This window comes from Telluria sp. AC161, assembly GCF_979258535.1.
The window spans coordinates 108,642-131,955 of sequence record NZ_OZ409861.1; the positions used below are offsets into that span (position 1 = coordinate 108,642).

Below are 23,314 nucleotides of genomic sequence, written 5' to 3' on the forward strand. Positions count from 1 at the left end.
GAGAACTACGGCTTGTCGACTGCACGCATATTGTCACGCGGTTTTCGATCGATCAGCTTGTTATCGGGATCGATGCCGGCGCGCGCCGGGATGCCATCGACCACCAGCGTAATCTGCTGTTCATCCTTGCTGACGAGGCGCCGTTCGCGTGCCAAAGGATTGCCGTCGCTGTCGTCCACACCGAATTCGATGAAATCGTGTAATGGCATCGGCTGCTCTTCGCCCTGGTCGGTAGCACGCATCTTGCCGGCGCTGGCGCGGATCGTCACGTCGTAGCGGCCATCCGCGCGCCGGTGTGCCGTGGCGCTGTCGGCCCGGTTCTCGTACAGCACGATTGATTCGAACAGGTCGTCGATCAAATAGGCCTTCGCGGGCGGTGTGACGGCGCGCAGGCCGTCGATCAGGCTTGACGCGGTCGGGTAGGGCGGGCCCTGGTAGCCGTGCTGCGCCAACAGCCCGCGCAAGACGCCGTTGACGACATCCTCGCCCAGCATGTCCTGCATCAGGTACAGCGCCAGCGCGCCTTTCTGGTACTGGATGTACGGCTGCTGCTCGTTGAGCGCGAGCGGCGCTTCCTTGCGCTGCTCGTTCGCGCGGCCCCTCAGGTAGCCGTCGAGGTCATAGCGCAGGAAACGCCGCATCTTGCCCGCGCCGTAGGCGCGTTGCATGACCATCAGCGCCATGTATTCGGACACCCCTTCGCTCAGCACCGCACTGCCCCGTGTGTTGGCGCCCACTAACTGGTGCCCCCACCACTGGTGCGCCGTCTCGTGCGCGCTGATGTAGAACGGGTAGTCGAGGTCTTTCGGCGAGCCGGGATCGATGCGCGCAATGAAGCCGGCGCTTTCCGAGAACGGGATCATGCCCGGGTAGGCAACGGCCATAGTGCTGTAACGAGGGAATTCGACGATGCGCAATTCGCGCAGCGGATAGCGCCCGAAGTTGCGCGCGCCATAGTCGAGGCCCGCCTGGGCGCCGCGTACCATGCGCTCCACATTGGCTTCGTGGCCCGGGTGGTAATACACGTCGATCGTCACGTCCTGCCAGCGTTCGTGGCGCACTTCGTAGCGCGCCGACTGGAAGGCGTAGTTGTTCAGCATCGGGCGGTCCATCTTGTAGCGGAAGTAGCGCCGCCCGTCCTGGCTCCATTCGCGCACCAGCGTGCCTGGCGCCACCGCGATCTGGTCGGCGCTCGTGCTGACGGTGGTCTCGAAGTCGATCCAGTCGGCGTCCACGCCCAGCAGGTGGTTGGCGCGCGCCGCAGGGTCGTCGCGCGCGGCCATGCGCGCGCGCGGGGCCAGGCCATAACGGCGGCGATCGCGCTCGTCGCGCAGTTCCACCGCCGGCTGGTAGCCGATGCGCGGCATGACGTCATTCGTGAAGAACGTGCCGTTGCCGACCACTGGCGTTTCGCTGCCCAGGCCCAGCAGGCCGCGCGGCGCGTAGTCGACGGTAAAGTCGAGCGCCATGCGCGCGCCCGGCGCCATCGGCGCGGCCAGGCGGTAGCGATAGAAACCGCGCTCCGGGTCACTGGCCGCCAGCGTTGCCGGCTGCGTGAACGTCACGTTCAGGCGCGCGCCGCGTTGCTGGTACAGCACCACGTCCGACACCGGCTTGCCGCTGCGGTTTTCAAGCTGATAACGGCCCTTGACCTGCAGCGCGCGCGCTGCCGGATGGATGGCCGTGTCGAGCCTGACGGCCGTGATGCGCGGCTGCGGCAGGAAGGCGGTGCGGTGGTAGCGTTGTTCGTAGTCGGCGCGCAGCTGTTCGGTCTGGCGCGCGCTCAGGTAGCCGCCCTGCGCCATTTCCCACGCGATGAAGGCGCCGCTGCCCGCGAACACGACGGCGCCGGCGCCGATCGTGGCCAGCACCGGGAGGCTCAAGCTGCGGCGCGCCAGGTGCAGGCGCTCGCGCCAGCCGCTGTCGACGCCGCGCGGCCACAGAGCGCGCGCCGCGCCCAGCAGCATCAGCGCCGCGCCGCCCCAGTACAGCAGGTAGAAGCGTTCGCGCAGCAGGTAGTGGCCAAAGCCGTTCACCGCCGAATACGTCAGGTCGGGCCAGACCGCGTACAGCACCAGCGGATGATCCAGGCCCGCGCCATTGAAGGTGAGCGCCGCCAGCACCCAGCCGATCATGACGAAGTTGGCCAGGTATTTGTGGTTGACGATGACTTGCACGGCGATCGCCAGCACCGCGAGCAGCGCGAAGTGGGGCAGCATGATCGAGAACAGCGCCTGCAGGTACAGGCCCGGTTCGAGCTGGAAGTACCCCTTGAACAGCTGGATCAGCATGGCCGTGACCATGGCAACGAGCAGCAGGCAGGCTTGTAGTCCGACCAGCGCCAGCGTCTTGCTGGCCAGTGGCAGCCAGCTTGGCACCGGCAGCGCATCGAGGATCTGGCTGGTGCGCATCTCGCGCTCGCGCCAGACCAGTTCACCGGCATAGAAGATGGTCGTGATGATCACGAAGAGACCCGTCACATCGCGGATCAGTTCCAGCATCATGTAGGTGACGGGATAGGTTGGCGTCCCATACATCGCGCCCAGGTCGAGCGCGCTGGCGATCAGCGCGAGCACGCCGGCCGTGGCCAGCGCCACGAAGTACGCGTTGCGGGTCGATTCGCGCAGCTCGCCCCAGCCCGATTTGACGAGCAGCACGGCCAGGCTGCGGGCCGCGAAATCGGGCGGCGTGCTGGTGTCGCGCGCCGCGCGCGACAAGGGCGGGGTGAGTCCGGAGGGCAGTCCGGACGGCAGTTCGGGCGCCAGCTTGCGGCGCGCGCGCGTCTGCCCTTCGGTCTCGCCGACAGCCTGGAAGCGCCAGTAGCCAAGCAGCAGCACCAGCAGCGAGAAGCCGGCCCAGATCACGCGGTTGACCAGATACACGTCGGTCAATGCGATCAGGCGCGCGTTGCGCTCGGCCAGCGGCCAGTATTCGGTCAGACGGATCAGGGCCGTGGTGCCGAACGGGTCGATCAGCGCGGCCAGCGTCTTGAAATCGAGGTCGCGCGCCAGCGACGGCGCGACCGTGTACCCGAGCGTCATGATCACGCTGGCCACGTACACCGGCAGCATGCGCCGGGTGAGGGCGGCCAGCACGAAGAAGATCGCGCCAAAGATGAACAGGTTGGGCAGGAGCGTGAACAGATACGGCGTGAGCCAGGCGGCCAGCGGCGCGGCGCCGAGGCGATCGGGCGCGATCCCGGGCAGCATGGTGCCGAACCACAGGCCCAGCACGATGCCGGCGAAGATCACGGCCAGCGTGGCGTACGCGCCCAGGAAGCGGCCGAACACGTAGTCGGCCTTGCGCAGCGGCGCGCTGAAAAAGAAGTGGTGCATCTCGTGCTCGAAATCCTGCTGCACCGCGCGGCCCATGACGGCGGCGGCAACGATGACCCCGAGGCTGCCGAGCATCGCCGTGGCCAGTGCGATCTGACGCGGCCCGTCGATCGCGATGCGGGTGCCGAACGTGATCGACAGCTCGCGAAACGCGCCGCCCGACGCCACCATCCACAGCATCCCGAGCGCCAGGAAGCCGCCAAAATACACCCAGGTCGACAGCAGCCGCAGGCGCTGCCTGGCCTCGAAGCGGGCAATGACGAGCAGCGCGCGCACGGTCAGCAATCCCCGGCGGCGGGATTATGACGGCCGGCGATGGTGGCGAAGTACACGTCGTCCAGGCTCGCGCGGGCCGGCTCGAAGCCATCGCCCGGATCGTCCTCGGCATACACGTGGATCAGCGTACGGCCACTGAGCAGGCGGCTCGAGATCACGCTGTGGCGTGCCTGAAATGCCGGCAGTTCGGCCTTGGTGACGAAGCGCGCCCAGATGAAGTCTTCGATGCCGTAGATGAGTTCTTGCGGCTCGCCGCACAGCAGCACCTGGCCCTTGTTGATGATCGCCATATTCGCGCACAGGTCGGCCACGTCGGACACGATGTGGGTCGAGAGCAGCACGGTGCGCTCTTCGCCGATGTCCGACAGCAGGTTATGAAAGCGCACGCGTTCCTGCGGATCCAGGCCGGCCGTGGGTTCGTCGACGATGATCAGGCGCGGGTCGCCGAGCAGGGCCTGGGCGATGCCGAAGCGCTGGCGCATGCCGCCCGAGAAGGTGCCCAGGCGCTGCGCGCGCACGTCCCACAGATTGGTCTGCTGCAGCAGGCCGTCGACGACCTCGCGCCGGCGTGCCCGGTGCGACAGCCCCTTGAGCTGCGCGAAATGGTCGAGCAGGTCGTAGGCCGTGACCTTGGGGTAGACGCCGAAATCCTGCGGCAGGTAGCCGAGCATGCGGCGCACCGCGTCTTTTTCATCCAGCACATCGATATCGTCGAGGAACACCGAGCCGGCGTCGCATTCCTGCAGCGTAGCGAGAATCCGCATCAGTGTCGATTTGCCCGCGCCGTTCGGGCCGAGCAGCCCGAACATCCCGGCCGGGATATTCAGCGTGACACGGTCGAGCGCGACCACGCCGTTGGCGTAGGTCTTGGACAAATTGCGGATCTTTAATTGCATGACAACTCCCGGCTGCAGTGATGTATTTACATCGCAGCTACTCTTTTTTCACACTGGCATTGTATTCAATCGTCACGGCCAGGACAGGCACGGTGCGATACACGGGCCAAAGCGGGCCCCAGGCTGCATTATCCGGTGACAGGGTGCATGCCGGGTTTCTTTCTATAAATTTGTTGTCCCGCGCAACGGGTGCGCGGCCCGCGCCCGTCCAAATTATGGATAATGGCAATATGGATGCCGCCACCCAAGACAAACTGCTGGTCCTGATGCGCGAAGGGCGCAGCCGGGCCGAATCGACCGACTGGTTCCGCGTCGGCCTGGGCCTGGTGTACCTGGCCGGCCTGATGACGAAGGACGAAATCGACTTCAAGACCGTCGACCGCGAATTCAACCGCTTCATCTATCACACGCTGGGCAACGGCCACACGATCACCAGCGTGCTGCAGTTCATGAGCGGCGAAAAGGTCATGCCCACCGTGGAGTCAAGCCGTTTCCTGGACGCGTTTTCCCGCCACTGTCCCGGCGTGCCGATCGTGTCGGTGCCGTACCTGCTCGAACTGAACCTGGGCGTGGCCAAGAACATCTCGGGCATCGAGCCCGAAGGCCCGCTGGTCGAGTGGATCGCGAGAACTAAAGCTTATAATGAAGGCCTCAGCGACTAGATTACCGAGCCAGCCATGACCGCGAATCGTTTCATCAGCCCCCTGGACCATCTGATTGTCGGCGTCGACAAGGCCTTGCGCGTCGTCGGCGGCGTGACCGCCATGTCGCGCCCGAACCCGGCCACGCACGCCATGGACAGCGAACTGTCCGATACCGATCGCCGTCACAGCGCGGGTCTGATGCGCGTGAACCATGTCGGCGAAGTGTGCGCCCAGGCGTTGTACGATGCGCAGGCCAGTTTCGCCCACACGCCGCAACTGCGCGCACAGTTCGAAGAAGCAGGGCAAGAAGAAGAAGACCACCTGGCCTGGTGCGCGCAGCGGCTGGACGAACTGGGTTCGCAACCGAGCGTCCTGAATCCCCTGTGGTATGCGGGCGCCTATGTGATGGGCGCGGTGGCGGCCCGGATCGGCGATCCGGTCAGCCTGGGCTTCGTGGTGGAGACCGAACGCCAGGTCGAGGCGCACCTGAACAGCCACCTCGAACTGCTGCCGCAGCAGGACGCCAAATCGCGCGCGATCGTCGACCAGATGCGCATCGACGAAATCGCGCACGCCGACGCGGCCCAGGCGATGGGCGCAGCCCCGTTGCCGATGCCGGTCAAGATGGCGATGCGGGCGATGGCCAAGGTCATGACGACGGCGGCGTATCGGATTTGATCGGAGGGGCCTTGCACCCGTGCCCCTTGAACGTCATTCCCGCGCAGGCGGGAATCCAGGTGGCCCAGCATGCTACCTGCTTCAACGTCAGTGGCAGTGCATCGGACCTGGGTTCCCGCCTTCGCGGGAACGACGTGCCAGCGTCAACAAATCAGGACGAGCGGCCTAGCTTTCGACGATCTCGATCGAGTGCGTGATCTCGGCGGTCCTGGCCAGCATGGCCGACGCCGAGCAGTACTTGTCATGCGATAGCTGCACCGCGCGTTCGACGGCCGCCGGTTTCAGATTGCGGCCCGTGACCACGAAGTGGAAGTTAATCTTCGTGAAGACCTTCGGATCGGTCTCGGCGCGCTCGGCCTGCAGCGTCACGTCGCACCCGCGCACGTCTTCACGCCCGCGCTTGAGGATCAGCACCACGTCATACGCGGCGCAGCCGCCGGTGCCGATCAATACCATCTCCATCGGGCGTGGTGCCAGATTATGGCCGCCGCCTTCCGGCGCACCATCCATCGCCACCATGTGGCCGCTGCCCGTCTGGGCCCGGAAGCTCATGCCCGACGGGCCGTTCCAGCTGACTTTTACATCCATGTTCTGCTCCGCTGTGCTGTGTTCTTGAAAAGGGGCTTCGATTGTACGGCGGGATCACACACCCAGCACGTATTTCTCGCTCTTCATGCGCCAGCTCGCGAACGCCACCACCAGCAGCGCCGGAATCAGCGCGCACAGGAATGTCAGCACGAACGGCAGCGGGCCGATGTCGCCCGTCTTGGCCAGTTCCTTGACGAGGGTCTGGTTCGACAGCATCGGCACCAGATACATCCAGGTCGCGGTCTTGAGTTCCATGAACGAGATCACGAAGCCCGGAATCACGGGCAGGATGGTCACGAAGCTGACCGTGGTCTGGGCTTCCTTGAAGGTCTTCGCGTTCATCGCCAGGCCAATGAACAGGGCGCTCGAGAGCAGCGACAGCGGCACCGTGACCAGGCACACGAGCATCAGCTCACCCCAGCCCAGGTTCCACGACATGCCGATTTCCTCGAGTGGCAGCCAGCGCAGGATCGCGTGGGCGACGCACAGGATCAGCGTCACGCCCAGCAGCGACGGCACGCTCGCGGCCAGCCATTTGCCGACCACCAGCTCCCAGCTGCGGGCCGGCTGCGCCATCAGCACTTCGAGCGAGCGCCGTTCGCGCTCGCCCGCCGTGCTGTCGACGGCCGCCGACAGGTTCAGAAAAAACGCCGGCAAAAACAGGATGCCGATGATGCCGCCGATGACCATCGCCGAGCGCGAGGCATTGGTGCCCGTGTCATGGCGCTGCAGTTCGATGGGCGAGAGGGTGGCGGGCGAGACGCCGTGCGCGAGCAGGCGCGCGCTGGCGATATTGCTGCTGTAGGCCTGCAGGATGTCTTCGACATCGCGCCGCTGCGGGCCGCTCTCGGTGGACGAATCGAACCACAGCTCCAGGCGCGCCGGGCGCATGGCCTGGTAGTTGGCGACGTAGTCGTCCGTCACGCGCAGCACGGCAACGGTCTTTTTGGCGCGCAGCAGCTCGCCAATCGCGTCCTCATTCATCGGCGCGGCCTCGGTGACGGTCACGCTGCGCTCGCGCAGCTGGGCCATCAGGGTCGGCGCTTTGGCGCCGCCGATGACGACCATCTCGATGCCTTCACGCTCGGTGCGCGTGTTCCGCTCGATCATCTGGTTCAGCAGCAGGCCGATGATGGCCGGGTACATCAGCGAGGCGGCCAGCAGGAAGGCCAGCGTGCGGCGCTCGCGCAGCATCTCGCGCAGCTCTTTCAAAAACACGATCCGGATCTTGGACTTCATGCGATACCTTCTTCGGTGCCGACCAGGCTGACGAAGGCGTCTTCCAGGTTGGTGATGCCGGTGCGCCGGCACAGTTCTTCGGGCGAGCCCTGGGCTACGGTATGGCCCTTGGCGATGACGATGACGTCGTCGCACAGGTGCGTCACTTCCTGCATCACGTGGGTGGCCATGATCACGCAGCTGCCGTCCTCGCGCAGCGCGTTCAGCGCCGTGCGCAGCGCGCGTGTGCTCATCACGTCCAGGCCGCGGCTCGGTTCATCGAGCAGCAGGTGGCGCGGGCGGTGCAGCAGCGTGCGTGCCAGCGCGACCTTGATGCGCTGGCCCTGCGAGAAGCCCTTGGCCCGGCGATCCAGGATGTCTTCCATGCCCAGCAGCTCGGCCACTTCGCCGATGCGCGTGCGCAGTGCCGCGGCCTGCATGTCATTGAGTTCGCCGAAATAATGCAGGTATTCGCGGGTGGTCAGGCGCTCGTACAGGCCGAACTGGTCGGTGAGAAAACCGATATTGCGGCGCACCGCCATCGGGTCCTGTTCGGGGTCGACGCCGCCGACCAGGATGCTGCCGTGGTCGCGTTTGAGCAGGCCGACGAGCGTGCGCAGCAGGGTGGTCTTGCCGGCGCCGTTGGGGCCGAGCAGTGCGGTGATCTGGCCATCGCGCGCGGTGAAGGAAACGCCGCCCAGCGCCTGGACGGCGCCGAAGGCCTTGCGTACATCGTGAACTTCGATCATGGCGTGTCCGAATCTTATGGTTGCGGCCCGGCGCTGCCGAGCTGGAAGGTGGGCGCCGGGATCTCGGCCATGCAGGCCGCGTCGAGCTTGTCCTGCGGATGGTCGAGAAAAGCGCGCAGCAGGCGCGGCGCGCAGCCCAGTTGCGAGACACCGTGGCCGGCATTGGCCACCACGATCTGCTGGGCATGCGCCATCGACCGGGCGGCGCTCGCGGCGCGGTGCGGCGGCGTGACCGGATCGAGCGCGCCCGAGAGCAGCAGGGCCGGTGCGTCGATGCGGGTCGGTTCTGCATACGGCACGACCGGTACCTTGATGTCGTCCTTGCACAGCTTCGGCATCATCTCGGCCAGCGGCCGCGCCAATACGGCGGCATCAAGCTTCATCAGCTCGGGCGTGAAACGGGGCACGTCTTCGGCGCACACCACGGCGAAGTGCAGCAGCATCGACATGCTCGCATCGTTGCCGAAGTCACCGGCCAGGTTCTGGCGCGCGATGAACGGCTGCCAGCGCCCGCGGCTCGCGTTATGGATCAGGAACGGCAGGCGCCGTGCATCGGCTGGCGCATACAGGATGTTGTGCACGGTGCCCAGGAAGCGGTCGGACGACATCGTGAAACTGGTCTGCTCGGCCGTGCGTGGATTGGGCAGCGACAGGCGCAGGTCGCCCGCTTCGAGCCGGGTGACCAGGCCATCGAATTCGGCGCGCAGGTTCGGGTATGCCTTGTGGCAGGCAGCGTCTTTGGCGCAGGCGGCAAACACGCCGTCGAGCGCGGTCTGCGAGTCGCGGCCGCCGGCCGGGATCACCTGGTCGGGGGCGGCCACGCCGTCGAGCACGAGCGCGCGCACGCTGGCCGGATAGGCGCGGGCATAGGTTTGCGCCAGGCGCGTGCCGTACGAGCCGCCCCACAGATTGACCTGGCCGTAGCCCAGCGCAAGGCGCACGCGTTCGAGGTCGCGCGCAGCGGCCAGCGTCGTGTAGGCGCTCAGTGGCGACGTGTTGGCCGCGATGCAGGCGCGCAGTTCGGCCATCAGCTCGGCGTCGCCCATGGTGTCGTGTTCGGGCTTGCTGACGCAGCCGAGCTTGCCCGAACGGCCGGTGCCGCGCTGGTCGATGAAGACGATGTCGCGCGTGGCGCGCACGCGGTCGAATGCGGCCTTGAGCAGTACCAGCACATCGCTGCCCGCCTGGCCCGGGCCGCCGGCCAGCACGAACAGCGGATCGGTGCGGCTGCCCTGGCGGAAGGCCGGCGCCACGGTCACGTGCAGCGCCAGCGTCGGGCCCTGCGGCTTCGCATGGTCGAGCGGCACCGTCACGCTCACGCAGCGCAGCGCCTCGACCACGCCGGGCAGGTGGCAGCTGCGGTCCGTCACGGCCGGTGCGGCGGCGCTGGCGCTACCCGCAGCCAGCAGCAGCGGCAGCGCCAGCAGGGCGGGCAAAATCTTGAATATCGTCACGACATCTCCTCAGGTTGCAACGATGATAAGTTCGCGTTGTTTCTATGGTCAACCCATTGTTTCAACTATGCATCAAGGCATGCGGACCGGGTCAGGACTGTGGCAGGGATGGCCCCTGAAATCACCAGATGGCGATTGACGGCAGTGCCCGTGCAGGTTATGATCGTCGGCTTTCCGTTTGCTCAGGAAAAGATAACAAGGCCGAGTCCGCTGAAGTACAGGGCGGAACCACCATTTGAGCAATTTTTTATTTTGGAATAAACATGAAAACTTTTTCCGCTAAGGGCCATGAAGTCCAGCGCGACTGGTTTGTCATTGACGCGACGGACCTGGTCCTCGGACGTGTTGCCAGCGAAGTGGCACTCCGACTGCGCGGCAAGCACAAGCCGGAATTCACCCCGCACGTCGACACCGGTGACTTCATCGTTGTGATCAATGCAGGCAAACTGCGTGTGACCGGTACCAAGGCCACCGAAAAAACGTACTACCGTCACTCGGGCTACCCGGGCGGTATCTACGAAACGAACTTCCTGAAAATGCAACAGCGTTTCCCAGGTCGCGCACTCGAGAAAGCGGTCAAGGGCATGCTGCCTAAAGGCCCACTCGGCTACGCAATGATCAAGAAGCTGAAAGTGTACGCGGAAGGTTCGCACCCACACGCTGCTCAGCAACCACAAGCACTGACCCTCTAAGGAACTGACATGATCGGTAACTACAACTACGGCACCGGCCGTCGCAAGAGTGCAGTCGCTCGCGTGTTCATCAAAACTGGCACCGGCCTGATCATCGTGAACGGCAAGCCTGCTTCGGAATACTTCTCGCGCGAAACCGGCCTGATGGTCATTCGCCAGCCGCTGGAACTGACCGGCAACGTCGAGCGTTTTGACATCAAAGTCAACGTGCACGGCGGCGGCGAGTCGGGCCAGGCTGGCGCCGTCCGTCACGGTATCACCCGCGCTCTGATCGACTACGACGCAGCACTGAAGCCAGATCTGGCCCGTGCTGGCTTCGTCACCCGCGATGCGCGTGAAGTCGAGCGTAAAAAAGTTGGTCTGCGCAAAGCACGTCGCGCAAAGCAATTCTCGAAGCGTTAATTCGCTGTTGCCAGCGCCTTCGGGCGCTGTGCCGAAAAAGCCGTCCACCGCAAGGTTGGGCGGCTTTTTTGCTTTACAGAGCGGTACGCCCCGCATTTCCCAGGCTGTTAAAATGCACCCTTCGTCCTGAACGCAGGGCCTTTCTACCATTCTCGAGGAACAGAACATGATCAAAGTTGGCATCGTTGGCGGCACCGGATACACGGGCGTGGAATTGCTGCGGCTGTTGGCCGTGCATCCGGATGTGCAACTGACGGCAATCACGTCGCGCAAGGAAGACGGCCTGCCGGTGGCCGACATGTTCCCGTCGCTGCGCGGCCGCGTCGACCTGGCGTTCTCCAGTCCTGACAAAGCCGACCTGAAAAGCTGCGACGTCGTGTTCTTCGCCACCCCGCACGGCGTGGCGATGGCGCAGGCGCCCGAGCTGCTGGCAGCCGGCGTGAAAGTAATCGACCTGGCGGCCGACTTCCGCCTGAAAGATCAGGCGACGTTCGAGAAGTGGTACAAGATCGACCACACGGCGCCCGAGCTGCTCGAAGAAGCCGTGTACGGCCTGGCAGAGCTCAACCGCGACGCGATCAAGGGCGCGCGCCTGATCGCCAATCCGGGCTGCTACCCAACTACGATGCAGCTTGGCTACTACCCGCTGCTCAAGGCCGGCATCATCGACGCGGGCAACCTGATCGCCGACTGCAAGTCGGGCGTGTCGGGTGCCGGTCGCAAGGCCGAGATCGCCACGCTGTTCTCCGAGTCGAGCGACAACTTCAAGGCCTATGGTGTGAGCGGTCACCGCCACACGCCGGAAACGACGGCCCAGCTGGCACGCTTCACCGACCAGAAGGTCGGCCTGATCTTCACGCCGCACCTGGTGCCAATGATCCGCGGCATGCACGCGACGCTGTACGCGCGCTTGACGCAGGAAATCGACGATGCGGCGCTGCAGGCCCTGTTCGAAGACGAATACAAGGACAGCGAGTTCGTTGACGTGATGCCGTTCGGCTCGCATCCTGAGACGCGCTCGACCCGCGGCTCGAACGTGCTGCGCCTGGCGCTGCATCGCCCGGATGGCGGCGACACGGTCGTGATCCTGGTGGTGCAGGACAATCTGGTCAAGGGCGCTTCGGGCCAGGCTGTGCAGTGCATGAACCTGATGTTCGGGCTGGATGAAGCGACCGGCCTCAAGCAGATCGCGCTGTTGCCGTAACCGGCGTCGCTGGTGCCTGCCAGACTTGAATTGCGGCCACTTGGCCGCATATTCGAGGCTACTGCACCAGCGCTTGCAGAAGGATCATGTCCTCTTGACATCATCAAGGGACGGTATCCTGTCTGAGTGACAACTGGTGTCTCATCTCGCCGACTTTCCCTGAGGGTCGGCAGCATGAGTTCCCCCAACCGTCTATAATGGGCGGAGTTTGATTATCCAGGAGCATTCCATGACCGCAGTCGCCGAAGTAGTAGATTTCGACACGATTCCCGTACCAATCAACTTCACCGACAGCGCGGCACAGAAAGTGGCCCAGCTGATCGAAGAAGAAGGCAACCCCGACCTCAAGCTGCGCGTCTTCGTGCAGGGCGGCGGCTGCTCGGGCTTCCAGTATGGCTTCACCTTCGACGAGATCATCAACGACGATGATACGACGATGGAAAAAGCAGGCGTCCAGCTGTTGATCGACTCGATGAGCTACCAGTACCTGGTCGGCGCCGAGATCGACTACAAGGATGACCTCGAAGGCGCGCAGTTCGTGATCAAGAATCCGAACGCCACCTCGACCTGCGGTTGCGGTTCGTCGTTCTCGGCGTAGGCAGCGTAGCGCACCCCGGCTGCTGCCGGGGAATCAGAAAAAGCCCGCGTCAAGCGGGCTTTTTTGCGTTCATGCCGGGTACAGCGCGCCCAGCACGCGCAGGCCGCGTGCGCCCGTGACCGCCGGCAGATTACCCGGCTCGCGCTGCGTGAAGCGCCAGCCCAGCCAGGCAAATGCCAGCGCCTCGACCCGGTTCGGTGCCACGCCCAGTTCGGCCGTTGACGCCACCGTCACGCCATCGAGCTCGGCGCTGATGGCGCGCAGCAGCATGCCATTGTAAGCGCCGCCACCGCATATATATACCGCGTCCGGCGCGATGCCTTCATCACGGATGGCGCGTGCGATCGTCACGGCCGTCAGGCGCGTGAGCGTGGCCTGGACGTCGGCCGGGGCGACATCGTGGTAGGCGGCCAGCCTGGCATCGAGCCAGTCCGCATGGAACAGATCGCGCCCCGTGCTCTTGGGCGCAGGCAGCCCGAAGTACGGCTCATCCAGCAACGCTGCCAGCAATGGCGGGTGCACGGTCCCGCTCGCGGCCCAGGCGCCATCCTCGTCATAGGCGCGGCCCTGATGACGCGCAATCCACAGGTCCATCAAGACATTGCCCGGACCGGTATCGAAGCCCGTCACACGCCCGTCGCCGTGCAGCACGCTGATATTGCCGATGCCGCCGATATTCACGACCACGCGCGCTGTGCCCGGCGCGCCGAACGCGGCCGCGTGAAAGGCCGGCACCAGCGGTGCGCCCTGGCCGCCGGCGGCGACATCGCGGCTGCGAAAGTCGGCGATCACGTCCAGGCCGGTCAGTTCAGCCAGCAGCGCCGGATTATTGGTCTGGCGCGTGAAGCCCAGCTCGGGACGATGGCGGATCGTCTGGCCATGCACGGCCACGGCAGCGACTATACCCGGGCTGGACGGCAACAGCGCGCGTACGCAGTCGGCATACGCTAGTGCCAGCGCATTGGCGGCCAGCGCCTCGCGCTCGAGCTCGTTGTGGCTGGCCGCCTGCAGCGCCATCAGCTCATCGCGCAAGTCGGCAGGAAAGGGCGTGAAGGCGGCTGCAATCGTGCGGATCGCGCCTTGCGAAAAGTCGGCCAGCACGCCATCGACGCCGTCAAGGCTGGTGCCAGACATCAGGCCGATGAAAAGGGATGGGGTCTCGGTCATGTTTTTATCAATGAATCAGGCCATACAAAGCAAAACGCCCTCCGGCATCGAGATGCAGCGGAGGGCGTCGGGACAGGGGTGAAGCTGTCTTAGCGGGCGGCCATGGCCGAACCGCTTGGACCCAGCAGCGAGAAGCGGTGATTCATCTCGGCTGCAGCCATGCGGAAACGTGCGAGTTCGGCCTGGTTCAGCGGTTGCTGTGCCAGCGACTTGTACTGGTTTGGATCCTTGGCCACGCCTGCAACACGGAATTCGTAGTGCAGGTGTGCGCCGGTCGACCAGCCGGTCGAACCGACGTAGCCGATGACCTGGCCCTGGTTGATCTTGGCGCCCTTGCGCAGACCTGGCGCGATACGGCTCATGTGCGCGTAGGCGGTGCTGTACGCCGACCAGTGCTTGAGCACGACCATATTGCCGTAGCCATTGCCGTTGCCGGCGAAGTCGACGGTGGCGTCAGCCACGGCGCGGATCGGGGTGCCGGTCGATGCTGCGTAATCGACGCCCTTGTGCGCTTTCCATTTGCCCGACAGCGGGTGCACGCGCATCGAGAAGCCCGACGAAATGCGCGAGTACTCGAGTGGCGACTTCAGGAAGGCTTTCTTGAGTGCCTTGCCGTCCAGGGTGTAGTAACCGCCCTGTTTGGTGATCGGGTCTTCGTACCAGACCGACTGATAGGCCACGCCGCGGTTGACGAACTCGCCAGCCAGGATACGGCCGGTCTTGACCTGTTCGCCGTCGAGCCAGAAGGTCTCGTAGACCACATTGAAGCGGTCACCGCGCTTGACGTCGGTGCGGAAGTCGATATCGGTCGAGAACATCTCGATGATCTGGCCGACGATCGAATCGGGCAGGCTGCCGCCGTCGACGTTGGAGTCGGTGGCTGCATACAGCGACGACGCGATGTCGCGCGAGCGCATCTCGACGCGACGCTCGAGCTTGGCCGGCGCTTCGAGGGCGACGAAGGATTCGCCCTTGCGCTCGACGCTGATCGTGCGTGCGTTGCCGTTCTTGCCATCGATGACGGTGGCACGCATCGACAGCAGCAGGCCATTTTCATCGGTCTCGGCCTGGATACGCTTGCCGGTCTGGAGCGACAGCAGGCGACGTGCCAGCTTGTCGGAACGAACGAATTTCTGTGCCTGTGCATCTTCGATGCCAAGGCGGGTGAAGAGCGAGCCGAGCGAATCGCCGCGGCGGATGCGTTCTTCGTGGATGAATTGCTGCTCGTCTTGCTGGAGCGCGGCGATCTGGGATGCCAGATTTGGCAATTCCAGGTTCGTCGCGACCGAGGTCACGGGCAGGTCGGAAGGATCGCTGGCGATCGGGGCGACACCTACTGCGCCAAAGGCGCACATACTGAGGAAGACGGCGCCGGCGCTCAAAACGCGGGCTTTGCGGGTCTTCGGCACCAGCTGCAGCAGTGTCTGACGGGTAATTTTCTGTATAGGGTTCATGCAATCAGTTAAAATTTGCGGCTGAACTTTCAAGGGCCATGTTCATGACGTTTAACAAAGTTTTCTTTGGGAAACGAAAACAGGATCGTGAATTATACCAAAAGATGTGGTCCTACAACCGTTTTAGCCAATTTCCTACACGAATTTATGACCTCAACAGCAGTTCCTGGCGGCAATTCCATGGTAAATGCGCCTGTGCGCCTTCCTCTGACTGACCGCGTTCTCGAGTCCCTCGCCATCGCAAAAAGGGGTGTCGACGAGTTGCTGGTCGAGGCCGATTTTGCGCAAAAGCTGGCGCGGTCGGAGCAAACCGGCACACCGCTGCGCATCAAACTGGGTCTGGACCCAACGGCGCCAGACCTGCATCTGGGTCACACCGTGGTGCTGAACAAGTTGCGTCAATTGCAAGATCTGGGTCACCAGGTGATCTTCTTGATTGGTGACTTCACGTCGATGATTGGCGACCCGTCGGGGCGCAACGCCACCCGGCCGCCGCTGACGCGCGAGCAGGTCGAAGAAAACGCGATGACGTACTTCCGTCAGGCCTCGCTGGTGCTGGACGCCGGCCGCACCGAGATGCGCTACAACTCGGAGTGGTGCGATCCGCTCGGCGCGCGCGGCATGATTCAGCTGGCGTCACGCTATACCGTAGCGCGCATGATGGAGCGCGACGATTTCACCAAGCGCTACAAGAGTGGGACACCGATTGCCGTGCATGAGTTCCTGTATCCGCTGATGCAGGGCTACGATTCGGTCGCTTTGCACTCCGACCTTGAGCTGGGTGGAACGGACCAGAAATTCAACTTGCTGGTTGGCCGCGAACTGCAGAAGGACTACGGTCAGGAGCCGCAGTGCATCCTGACCATGCCGCTGCTCGAAGGCCTGGATGGCGTCGAGAAGATGTCCAAGTCGAAAAACAACTACATCGGCATCACCGAAGCACCGAACACCATGTTCGGCAAGCTGATGAGCATTTCGGACGACATGATGTGGAAGTACTTCAATTTGCTGTCGTTCCGCTCGCTGGACGACATCGCCCAATTGAAGGCAACGATCGACGGCGGCGCCAACCCGCGCGACGCCAAGGTGGCGCTGGGCAAGGAAATCGTGACGCGCTTCCACTCGGCCCAGGCGGCCGACGATGCGCTGGCCGACTTCGTCAACCGTTCCAAGGGCGGCATCCCCGACGACGTGCCGGAAGTGGCGCTGTCGGGCGCCCCGATGGGCGTGGCGCAATTGCTCAAGCAAGCTGGCCTGTGCGCATCGACGTCCGAAGCCATGCGCATGGTCGGCCAGGGCGGCGTGCGCATCGACGGCGCCGTCGTGGCCGATAAAGGGTTGCAGGTGGCTGCCGGCACGCTCGTCGTGCAAGTGGGCAAGCGCAAGTTCGCGCGCGTGACGCTGGCATGATCGGCCTGCTGCAACGCGTGAGCGAAGCGGCAGTGCGCGTCGACGGCGCGATCGTCGGCGCCATCGGTCCGGGCCTGCTGGTATTACTGTGCGCCGAAAAGGGCGACACCGAGCGCGAAGCCGACCTGTTGCTGACTAAGATGCTCGGTTACCGCGTCTTTTCGGACGAGGCCGGCAAAATGAACCGCAGTCTGGTCGACGTCAATGGCGGCCTGCTCCTGGTGCCGCAATTCACGCTCGCGGCCGATACCAAATCCGGCACGCGGCCATCGTTCACGCCGGCGGCAGCGCCGGAAGACGGCCGGCGCCTGTTCGATTACGCCGTGCGCCAGGCGCGCGCGCGTCACGGGCAGGTGGAAACCGGCGTGTTCGGCGCCGACATGAAGGTGTCGCTCATCAATGACGGGCCGGTGACATTCTGGCTGCGCGTTGATCCGGTCGTAGCAACGCGCTGAAACCCCGCCTGGCTCCAGGTGTCAAACCAAGTAGCCGGGAGGAAGCATGCGCATCTGGAGCAATTCGTTTACCAACGGGGCCGCCATGCCCGCCGCCTGCGCGTTTGCCGTGGGCGACTCTGCCGCCCGTGTCAGGCTGTCGAGCAACCGCAACCCGCATATCGCCTGGGCCGACGTACCGAACGGCACCGAATCGCTGGTACTGGTCTGCCACGATCCCGACGTCCCGCGCGATGGCCGCGGCGTCAATGTCGACGGCTGCACGGTGCCGCTGACGGCGCCACGCATCGATTTTTTCCACTGGACGCTGGCCGATATCCCCGTGTGCCTCACGGCGCTGGCCGAGGGCAGGTTCTCCAATCGCGTCACGCCGCATGGCAAACCGGGTCCGCTGGTGCCGTTCACCATCAAGAACGGCATCGAGCACCAATTGCGCCATGGCCTCAATGACTATACCGACTGGTTTGCCGGCGCGCCCGGTATGGCCGGCGAGTTCTATGGCTATGACGGCCCGTGCCCGCCCTGGAACGACGAGCGCGTGCACCACTATGTCTTTACCCTGTATGCGCTCGATATGCCACGCCTGCCGCTCACGGGGCGCTTCACGGGATTGGAAGCCCGCATGGCGATCTACGGGCACATCCTCGACGAGGCGTGCATCTTCGGCACCTATGCACTCAATCCCCACGCCGTCGCCGATCTGCCAAAATAGCGCTTCCATCCGATTGCCCCGAGGTTCGGGCACAAGAACCTCATGACCCAGACCACGGCGCCCCAGGGCGCGACCACGATCCTGCTCATCCGCCACGGCGAAACCGCCTGGAATGCCGAACGCCGGCTGCAGGGCCATCTCGATATCCCGCTCAACGCCGAAGGCGAGCGCCAGGCGGCGCTGCTTGGCGCGGCACTGGCCGGTGAAGCCATCGACCACGTGCTGTCCAGCGACCTGGGCCGTGCCCGGCAAACCGCCGAAGCGATCCTGCGCGCACGCGGCGCAACGACGGCGTTGCAGGTCGATCCCCAATTGCGCGAACGGTGCTATGGCGGCTTCGAAGGCTTGCTATATAGTGAGATCGCGGCTCGCTATCCGGCGGACTTTGCCGCCTGGCAGGCGCGCAATGTCGACGCAACGCTGCCACCGGGCAAAAACCAGGGTGAATCGTTCCGCGCCTTTTTCGACCGCGTCACGACGGCGATCGCGGCCCACGCTGCCCGCCATCGGGGGCAGACGCTGGCGTTGGTGGCACACGGCGGCGTACTCGAGTGCGCCTACCGCGCCGCGCTGGGCCTTTCCCTGGACACTCCGCGCGACTTCAAGGTGCACAACGCCAGCATCAACCGCTTTGCGGTCGAGCAGGGCAAGCTGCGCCTGCTCAGCTGGGGCGAAGTCGAGCATCTGCGGCAACCCGCCCTCGACGAGTTGCCGTAGGGTGGAAGGCTCCGCCTTCCACGCGGTGATGGTTGGCAGTGGGTTATCCGGCACGGAACCGGCACCGATTGGTTGGCGGTGGGCTCGCCTCTCGCGTGACCGGCGCCCATAGCGATCGACGCGTGGACGGCGCAGCCGTCCACCCTACGTGAGCGTCTCACTCCCCATTTCCTGACCTTGCCAATATCGCACACACAACAATTTGAAAAATTGTGCTGATAAATTGAGCAGCGCTTGAGGTAAAATAGCAGGTTCCCGTGTCACTTTTGAGTCTGCCTGCTGTGCAAATAGGTCCTTATCTCCTGCGTAATAACGTCTTTGTCGCGCCGATGGCTGGTGTGACGGACCGTCCGTTCCGGCAACTGTGCAAGCAGCTCGGCGCGGGCTATGCGGTGTCCGAGATGGCTGCGTCCAATCCGCGCCTGTGGGCCAGCGAAAAGACATCGCGCCGGATCGACCATGCGGGCGAGATGGAGCCCAAGGCGGTGCAGATCGCCGGCGCCGATCCGAAAGACCTCGCCGATTGCGCGAAGTTCAACGTCGAGCGCGGCGCGCAGATCATCGATATCAATATGGGTTGCCCGGTCAAGAAGGTCTGCAACAGCTGGTGCGGGTCGGCCCTGTTGCAGCACGAAGACCTGGTCGAGCGCATCCTGCACGCGGTGGTCGAGGCCGTCGACGTACCGGTCACGCTGAAGTTCCGCACCGGCTGGGATCGCCAAAACAAGAACGCGCTGCGCATCGCGCGCCTGGCCGAGCAGGCCGGCATCCAGATGCTGACCCTGCACGGCCGCACCCGGGCCGACGGCTACAAGGGCGACGCCGAGTACGACACCATCCGCGCCGTGAAGGCGTCGGTCGGCATCCCGGTGGTGGCCAACGGCGACATCACCACGCCCGAGAAGGCGAAGTTCGTGCTCGACTACACGGGGGCGGACGCCGTCATGATCGGCCGGGCGGCCCAGGGCCGGCCATGGATCTGCCGTGAAATTGATCACTTCCTGCGCACGGGCGAGCACATGCCTGCGCCGCTGGTGGAAGAGGTGCGCGAACTGATGCACGAGCACTTGCCGGCGCACTACGCCTTCTATGGCGAGTTCATCGGCGTACGCACCGCGCGCAAGCACATCGGCTGGTATGTCCAGGACTTGCCAGATGGCGAGGAATTCCGTCAGCGCATGAATCTGCTGGAATCGACCGCCGAGCAACTTGCGGCGATGGATGACTTCCTGAAATCCCAGCACCGCCATGGCGAGCGGTTACAATACCGCCCCGCGCTTCCCGCCGTGGACGCGATCGCCGCATAGAACACCAGTACAACCAGCGACAAGAAGAACAATTGGGGACGCGCTGCCCGCAGATGCAGCAAGCCAGTGCAGCAAGCCGGGCAGCAATCACACAACCAGGATGAAGCAGCAAAGACATGAGCAAAGAAAGTATCCAGGAAGTCGTCCAGAAGAGTCTTGAAGACTATTTCAACGATCTCGGCGAGCAAAAACCGACCAACATCTACGACATGATGGTGTTGACCGTCGAAAAGCCCGTCCTCGAAGTGGTCATGTCGCGCGCCGACGGCAACCAGTCGCATGCCGCGCAGATGCTGGGCATCAATCGCAATACATTGCGCAAGAAACTGCAAGAGCACGGGCTGCTCTAAGCGTTGCCGGTTGGCTGCGCTTCCTGCGCGGCCCCGGAGACCCAACGGTCTCCACGTCCGGCGCCAGGAATTCTCAACCATAGGCCTCACCATGATCAAACAAGCTCTCATTTCCGTATCCGACAAGACCGGCGTGCTCGATTTCGCGCGCGCGCTGAACCAGCTGGGCGTGAACATCCTGTCCACTGGCGGCACCGCCAAGCTGCTGCAAGAAAATGGCGTGCCAGTCACGGAAGTGGCCGATTACACCGGTTTCCCGGAAATGCTCGATGGCCGCGTCAAGACGCTGCACCCAAAAGTGCACGGCGGCATCCTGGCCCGTCGCGATTTCCCCGAGCACATCGCGAAACTGGAAGAGCACAATATTCCGCAGATCGACATGGTCGTGGTCAATCTGTACCCGTTCCAGCAAACCGTCGCCAAAGAGCAATGCTCGCTGGAAGATGCAATTGAGAACATCGACATCGGTGGCCCGACCATGCTGCGTTCGGCCGCCAAGAACCACCGCGACGTCGTCGTGGTCGTCGATCCGGCCGACTACGGCGTCGTGCTGGCGGAAATGAAGGGCTCGGGCGGCGACGCCGGTCCGGTCAGCTACGAGACCAAGTTCCGCCTGGCCAAGAAAGTGTTCGCACACACCGCCCAGTACGACGGCGCGATCACGAATTACCTGACCAGTCTGGGCGAAGACCGCGCACACGCGACCCGCTCGAACTTCCCGGCCACGCTGAACATGGGCTTCGAGAAAGTCCAGGAAATGCGCTATGGCGAAAACCCGCACCAGGGCGCCGCCTTCTACCGCGACCTCGTCACGATCGACGGCGCATTGGCCAACTACCGCCAGCTGCAAGGTAAAGAGCTGTCGTACAACAATATCGCCGATGCCGATGCGGCTTGGGAATGCGTCAAGTCGCTCGGCGGCCTGGGCCAGGCCGCCGGTTGCGTGATCGTCAAGCACGCCAATCCGTGCGGCGTGGCCATCGGCGTCGATGCACTGGACGCGTATTCGCGCGCCCTGCAGACCGACCCGACCTCGGCCTTTGGCGGCATCATCGCCTTCAACGTCGAAGTCGATGGCAAGGCAGCCGAAGCGCTGGCCAAGCTGTTTGTCGAAGTACTGATCGCGCCGAGCTTCACCGCCGAAGCGCGCCAGATCATGTCGGCCAAGCAGAACGTGCGTTTGCTGGAAATCGCGCTGGGCGCCGGCCAGAATGCCTACGACGTCAAGCGCGTCGGCGGCGGCCTGCTGGTGCAGTCGCCGGACGCGAAGAACGTCGGCATGGAAGACCTGCGCGTCGTCTCCAAGCTGCAGCCATCGCCGCAGCAGCTGCAAGACCTGATGTTTGCCTGGCGCGTGGCCAAGTTCGTCAAGTCGAACGCGATCGTGTTCTGCGGTAACGGCATGACGCTGGGCGTGGGCGCCGGCCAGATGAGCCGTATCGACTCGGCGCGCATCGCCTCGATCAAGGCCCAGAACGCTGGCCTCAGCTTGACCGGCTCTGCCGTGGCGTCGGATGCCTTCTTCCCGTTCCGTGATGGCCTGGACGTTGTCGTCGATGCCGGCGCGACCTGCGTGATCCACCCGGGTGGCTCGATGCGCGACCAGGAAGTCATCGATGCCGCCGACGAGCGCGGCGTCGTCATGCTGTACACGGGCACGCGTCACTTCCGTCATTAATCGCACTAATCCGAACGCGTGGACGACATAGCCGTCCACCCTACGATGAAGTGTAGGGTGGGCGGCTCCGCCGTCCACGCGTTCAAATCACGTATGATTTGTGGATGGTTTCCCCAAACCGTCATGCACCTGTGTTTTTGCACAGTATTTTTCCCACGAACACCCCCAGCCGGGGTAACATTCCAGCATGATTATTCTCGGCATCGACCCGGGCCTGCGCACGACGGGGTTTGGCGTCATTGAAAAACACGGCACGAAGCTGCGCTACATCGCTTCGGGCACCATCAAGACCGGGCTGGAGGGCGCCTTGCCGCCACGCCTGAAAGTCATCCTGCACGGCGTCAGCGAAATCATCGCGACCTACCAGCCGGCCTGTTCCGCCATCGAAAAAGTGTTCGTCAACGTCAATCCGCAATCGACCCTGCTGCTGGGCCAGGCGCGCGGCGCGGCCATCACGGCGCTCGTGGGCGCCGATCTCGATGTGGCCGAATACACAGCGGTGCAGGTCAAGCAAGCGGTGGTGGGCACCGGCCGCGCGGCCAAGCCGCAGGTCCAGGACATGGTCGCGCGCCTGCTCAAGCTGCCAGGTCTGCCGGGCAGCGACGCTGCCGATGCGCTCGGCGTGGCCATTTGCCATGCCCACACGATCGACACGCTGGCCCTCTTGGGCGCGATTGCGCCCGACATGATCGGGCTGCGCATGAAAAACAGCCGTCTCGTCTCATAACAAGGAATTCATTCGATGATCGGTCGTCTCTCCGGAACCCTGCTCGAAAAAGCGCCGCCCCACGTGCTGGTGGATTGCAATGGCGTCGGCTATGAAGTCGATGTGCCGATGAGCACGTTCTACAACCTGCCGCACACCGGCGAAAAAGTCGTCCTGTTTACGCACCTGACCGTGCGCGAAGATGCGCACCTGCTGTTCGGTTTTGGCAGCGCGTCCGAACGCGCGCTGTTCCGGCAACTGATCAAGATCACCGGTGTCGGCGCGCGCATGGCGCTGTCGATCCTGTCCGGCATGACCGTGGCCGAGCTGTCGCAGGCCGTCACGCTGCAAGAGACGGGCCGCCTGGTCAAGGTGCCCGGCATCGGCAAGAAGACCGCCGAGCGCCTGCTGCTCGAACTGAAAGGCAAGCTCGGCGCCGATATCGGCATGGTGGCCGGCGTCCCGCGCGACGACACGCAGACCGACGTACTCAACGCGCTCGCCGCGCTGGGCTATTCCGATAAGGAAGCGCTGCTGGCGATCAAGAACATGCCAGCCGGCGCCGGCGTCTCGGATGGCATCAAATTTGCGCTCAAGGCGCTCTCCAAAGCCTGACCGGATGTA

Annotated in this window: 23 protein-coding genes; 15 read left to right on the forward strand and 8 right to left on the reverse strand. The window is 64.1% G+C overall.

Annotated features, from left to right (window positions below; translation table 11 throughout):
- Positions 1 to 5: 5 nt before the first annotated feature.
- Positions 6 to 3,611 (reverse strand): ABC transporter permease/M1 family aminopeptidase, encoded by a 3,606-nt coding sequence (locus ACZ0AJ_RS00480; RefSeq protein ID WP_499453185.1) that lies wholly within the window; start codon positions 3,609 to 3,611, stop codon positions 6 to 8.
- Positions 3,612 to 3,613: 2 nt separating this feature from the next.
- Complete coding sequence (locus tag ACZ0AJ_RS00485) at positions 3,614 to 4,507, reverse strand: ABC transporter ATP-binding protein (protein ID WP_332532559.1); 894 nt, start codon at positions 4,505 to 4,507, stop codon at positions 3,614 to 3,616.
- A 230-nt stretch (positions 4,508 to 4,737) separates the two neighbouring features.
- Between ACZ0AJ_RS00485 and ACZ0AJ_RS00490 the strand changes: the two genes are divergently transcribed.
- Complete coding sequence (locus ACZ0AJ_RS00490; RefSeq protein ID WP_499453187.1) at positions 4,738 to 5,169, forward strand: hypothetical protein; 432 nt, start codon at positions 4,738 to 4,740, stop codon at positions 5,167 to 5,169.
- A 15-nt stretch (positions 5,170 to 5,184) separates the two neighbouring features.
- Positions 5,185 to 5,829 carry a 2-polyprenyl-3-methyl-6-methoxy-1,4-benzoquinone monooxygenase gene (gene coq7 / locus ACZ0AJ_RS00495; protein WP_499453189.1) on the forward strand — a complete coding sequence of 215 codons (645 nt, stop codon included), beginning with the start codon at positions 5,185 to 5,187 and terminating at the stop codon, positions 5,827 to 5,829.
- Between the two features lie 165 nt (positions 5,830 to 5,994).
- On the opposite strand, the gene ACZ0AJ_RS00500 is transcribed toward coq7, so the two are convergent.
- Genes ACZ0AJ_RS00500 through ACZ0AJ_RS00515 form a run of 4 tightly spaced genes read right to left on the reverse strand, consistent with a single transcriptional unit; the run spans position 5,995 to position 9,838 of the window.
- Positions 5,995 to 6,417, reverse strand: a complete 423-nt coding sequence (locus tag ACZ0AJ_RS00500) for an OsmC family protein (RefSeq protein ID WP_499453191.1) — start codon at positions 6,415 to 6,417, stop codon at positions 5,995 to 5,997.
- Between the two features lie 54 nt (positions 6,418 to 6,471).
- Entirely contained in the window at positions 6,472 to 7,656 is a 1,185-nt protein-coding gene (locus tag ACZ0AJ_RS00505; RefSeq protein WP_499453193.1) for an ABC transporter permease, read from the reverse strand.
- On the reverse strand, positions 7,653 to 8,384 hold the full coding sequence (locus tag ACZ0AJ_RS00510; RefSeq protein ID WP_499453195.1) for an ABC transporter ATP-binding protein: 732 nt from the start codon (positions 8,382 to 8,384) through the stop codon (positions 7,653 to 7,655). Before ACZ0AJ_RS00510 ends, ACZ0AJ_RS00505 begins: the two co-directional genes overlap by 4 nt.
- Before the next feature lie 14 nt (positions 8,385 to 8,398).
- Positions 8,399 to 9,838: an alpha/beta fold hydrolase gene (locus tag ACZ0AJ_RS00515; RefSeq protein WP_499453197.1), complete on the reverse strand. Its 1,440-nt coding sequence runs from the start codon at positions 9,836 to 9,838 to the stop codon at positions 8,399 to 8,401.
- Between the two features lie 263 nt (positions 9,839 to 10,101).
- Here ACZ0AJ_RS00515 and rplM point away from each other — a divergent pair, with 263 nt between their 5' ends.
- The 4 genes from rplM to erpA all read left to right on the forward strand — a co-directional run bounded on the left by rplM (position 10,102) and on the right by erpA (position 12,734).
- Positions 10,102 to 10,530, forward strand: coding sequence for a 50S ribosomal protein L13 (gene rplM / locus ACZ0AJ_RS00520; RefSeq protein WP_183556744.1), 429 nt, complete (start codon positions 10,102 to 10,104; stop codon positions 10,528 to 10,530).
- 9 nt (positions 10,531 to 10,539) lie between these two features.
- The gene (rpsI, locus tag ACZ0AJ_RS00525; RefSeq protein WP_183556746.1) at positions 10,540 to 10,932 is read left to right on the forward strand and encodes a 30S ribosomal protein S9; all 393 of its coding nucleotides are present in this window, start codon (positions 10,540 to 10,542) and stop codon (positions 10,930 to 10,932) included.
- A 166-nt stretch (positions 10,933 to 11,098) separates the two neighbouring features.
- Entirely contained in the window at positions 11,099 to 12,136 is a 1,038-nt protein-coding gene (gene argC, locus ACZ0AJ_RS00530) for an N-acetyl-gamma-glutamyl-phosphate reductase (protein ID WP_343024925.1), read from the forward strand.
- A gap of 229 nt (positions 12,137 to 12,365) precedes the next feature.
- Positions 12,366 to 12,734, forward strand: a complete 369-nt coding sequence (gene erpA, locus ACZ0AJ_RS00535) for an iron-sulfur cluster insertion protein ErpA (RefSeq protein ID WP_183556750.1) — start codon at positions 12,366 to 12,368, stop codon at positions 12,732 to 12,734.
- A gap of 69 nt (positions 12,735 to 12,803) precedes the next feature.
- Here erpA and ACZ0AJ_RS00540 read toward each other — a convergent pair whose 3' ends face one another.
- Both ACZ0AJ_RS00540 and ACZ0AJ_RS00545 read right to left on the reverse strand, forming a co-directional pair.
- A complete protein-coding gene (locus ACZ0AJ_RS00540; RefSeq protein WP_499453200.1) occupies positions 12,804 to 13,901 on the reverse strand; it encodes an anhydro-N-acetylmuramic acid kinase in 1,098 nt (365 codons plus the stop codon).
- A gap of 89 nt (positions 13,902 to 13,990) precedes the next feature.
- Positions 13,991 to 15,355: a peptidoglycan DD-metalloendopeptidase family protein gene (locus tag ACZ0AJ_RS00545; protein WP_482897333.1), complete on the reverse strand. Its 1,365-nt coding sequence runs from the start codon at positions 15,353 to 15,355 to the stop codon at positions 13,991 to 13,993.
- Between the two features lie 180 nt (positions 15,356 to 15,535).
- Between ACZ0AJ_RS00545 and tyrS the strand changes: the two genes are divergently transcribed.
- The 9 genes from tyrS (at position 15,536) to ruvA (ending at position 23,305) form a co-directional block, all read left to right on the forward strand.
- Positions 15,536 to 16,765 (forward strand): tyrosine--tRNA ligase, encoded by a 1,230-nt coding sequence (gene tyrS / locus ACZ0AJ_RS00550; RefSeq protein WP_499453203.1) that lies wholly within the window; start codon positions 15,536 to 15,538, stop codon positions 16,763 to 16,765.
- Positions 16,762 to 17,220, forward strand: coding sequence for a D-aminoacyl-tRNA deacylase (gene dtd / locus ACZ0AJ_RS00555; protein WP_499453205.1), 459 nt, complete (start codon positions 16,762 to 16,764; stop codon positions 17,218 to 17,220). The genes tyrS and dtd overlap by 4 nt, the downstream gene beginning before the upstream one ends.
- A 46-nt stretch (positions 17,221 to 17,266) precedes the next feature.
- Entirely contained in the window at positions 17,267 to 17,932 is a 666-nt protein-coding gene (locus tag ACZ0AJ_RS00560) for a YbhB/YbcL family Raf kinase inhibitor-like protein (protein ID WP_499453207.1), read from the forward strand.
- Positions 17,933 to 17,974: 42 nt separating this feature from the next.
- A complete protein-coding gene (locus tag ACZ0AJ_RS00565) occupies positions 17,975 to 18,649 on the forward strand; it encodes a histidine phosphatase family protein (RefSeq protein ID WP_499453209.1) in 675 nt (224 codons plus the stop codon).
- Positions 18,650 to 18,930: 281 nt separating this feature from the next.
- The gene (gene dusB / locus ACZ0AJ_RS00570; RefSeq protein ID WP_258836773.1) at positions 18,931 to 19,956 is read left to right on the forward strand and encodes a tRNA dihydrouridine synthase DusB; all 1,026 of its coding nucleotides are present in this window, start codon (positions 18,931 to 18,933) and stop codon (positions 19,954 to 19,956) included.
- Between the two features lie 116 nt (positions 19,957 to 20,072).
- Complete coding sequence (locus ACZ0AJ_RS00575) at positions 20,073 to 20,306, forward strand: helix-turn-helix domain-containing protein (protein WP_005667930.1); 234 nt, start codon at positions 20,073 to 20,075, stop codon at positions 20,304 to 20,306.
- 91 nt (positions 20,307 to 20,397) lie between these two features.
- A complete protein-coding gene (purH, locus tag ACZ0AJ_RS00580) occupies positions 20,398 to 21,984 on the forward strand; it encodes a bifunctional phosphoribosylaminoimidazolecarboxamide formyltransferase/IMP cyclohydrolase (protein ID WP_183556791.1) in 1,587 nt (528 codons plus the stop codon).
- Between the two features lie 187 nt (positions 21,985 to 22,171).
- Positions 22,172 to 22,711, forward strand: coding sequence for a crossover junction endodeoxyribonuclease RuvC (gene ruvC / locus ACZ0AJ_RS00585; RefSeq protein ID WP_183556793.1), 540 nt, complete (start codon positions 22,172 to 22,174; stop codon positions 22,709 to 22,711).
- A gap of 15 nt (positions 22,712 to 22,726) precedes the next feature.
- Positions 22,727 to 23,305 (forward strand): Holliday junction branch migration protein RuvA, encoded by a 579-nt coding sequence (gene ruvA / locus ACZ0AJ_RS00590; protein WP_499453212.1) that lies wholly within the window; start codon positions 22,727 to 22,729, stop codon positions 23,303 to 23,305.
- Positions 23,306 to 23,314: the final 9 nt, after the last annotated feature.

Bases quoted from the DNA above. Each gene is read 5' to 3' on its own strand.
- ACZ0AJ_RS00575 (WP_005667930.1), top strand. From the start codon at position 20,073: ATGAGCAAAGAAAGTATCCAGGAAGTCGTCCAGAAGAGTCTTGAAGAC.
- ACZ0AJ_RS00565 (WP_499453209.1), top strand. From the start codon at position 17,975: ATGACCCAGACCACGGCGCCCCAGGGCGCGACCACGATCCTGCTCATC.
- ruvA (WP_499453212.1), top strand. From the start codon at position 22,727: ATGATCGGTCGTCTCTCCGGAACCCTGCTCGAAAAAGCGCCGCCCCAC.
- erpA (WP_183556750.1), top strand. From the start codon at position 12,366: ATGACCGCAGTCGCCGAAGTAGTAGATTTCGACACGATTCCCGTACCA.
- ACZ0AJ_RS00540 (WP_499453200.1), bottom strand. From the start codon at position 13,901: ATGACCGAGACCCCATCCCTTTTCATCGGCCTGATGTCTGGCACCAGC.
- rplM (WP_183556744.1), top strand. From the start codon at position 10,102: ATGAAAACTTTTTCCGCTAAGGGCCATGAAGTCCAGCGCGACTGGTTT.
- argC (WP_343024925.1), top strand. From the start codon at position 11,099: ATGATCAAAGTTGGCATCGTTGGCGGCACCGGATACACGGGCGTGGAA.
- ACZ0AJ_RS00545 (WP_482897333.1), bottom strand. From the start codon at position 15,355: ATGAACCCTATACAGAAAATTACCCGTCAGACACTGCTGCAGCTGGTG.
- coq7 (WP_499453189.1), top strand. From the start codon at position 5,185: ATGACCGCGAATCGTTTCATCAGCCCCCTGGACCATCTGATTGTCGGC.
- purH (WP_183556791.1), top strand. From the start codon at position 20,398: ATGATCAAACAAGCTCTCATTTCCGTATCCGACAAGACCGGCGTGCTC.
- rpsI (WP_183556746.1), top strand. From the start codon at position 10,540: ATGATCGGTAACTACAACTACGGCACCGGCCGTCGCAAGAGTGCAGTC.
- tyrS (WP_499453203.1), top strand. From the start codon at position 15,536: ATGGTAAATGCGCCTGTGCGCCTTCCTCTGACTGACCGCGTTCTCGAG.
- ACZ0AJ_RS00485 (WP_332532559.1), bottom strand. From the start codon at position 4,507: ATGCAATTAAAGATCCGCAATTTGTCCAAGACCTACGCCAACGGCGTG.
- ACZ0AJ_RS00490 (WP_499453187.1), top strand. From the start codon at position 4,738: ATGGATGCCGCCACCCAAGACAAACTGCTGGTCCTGATGCGCGAAGGG.
- dtd (WP_499453205.1), top strand. From the start codon at position 16,762: ATGATCGGCCTGCTGCAACGCGTGAGCGAAGCGGCAGTGCGCGTCGAC.
- ACZ0AJ_RS00505 (WP_499453193.1), bottom strand. From the start codon at position 7,656: ATGAAGTCCAAGATCCGGATCGTGTTTTTGAAAGAGCTGCGCGAGATG.
- ACZ0AJ_RS00500 (WP_499453191.1), bottom strand. From the start codon at position 6,417: ATGGATGTAAAAGTCAGCTGGAACGGCCCGTCGGGCATGAGCTTCCGG.
- ACZ0AJ_RS00560 (WP_499453207.1), top strand. From the start codon at position 17,267: ATGCGCATCTGGAGCAATTCGTTTACCAACGGGGCCGCCATGCCCGCC.
- ACZ0AJ_RS00510 (WP_499453195.1), bottom strand. From the start codon at position 8,384: ATGATCGAAGTTCACGATGTACGCAAGGCCTTCGGCGCCGTCCAGGCG.
- ruvC (WP_183556793.1), top strand. From the start codon at position 22,172: ATGATTATTCTCGGCATCGACCCGGGCCTGCGCACGACGGGGTTTGGC.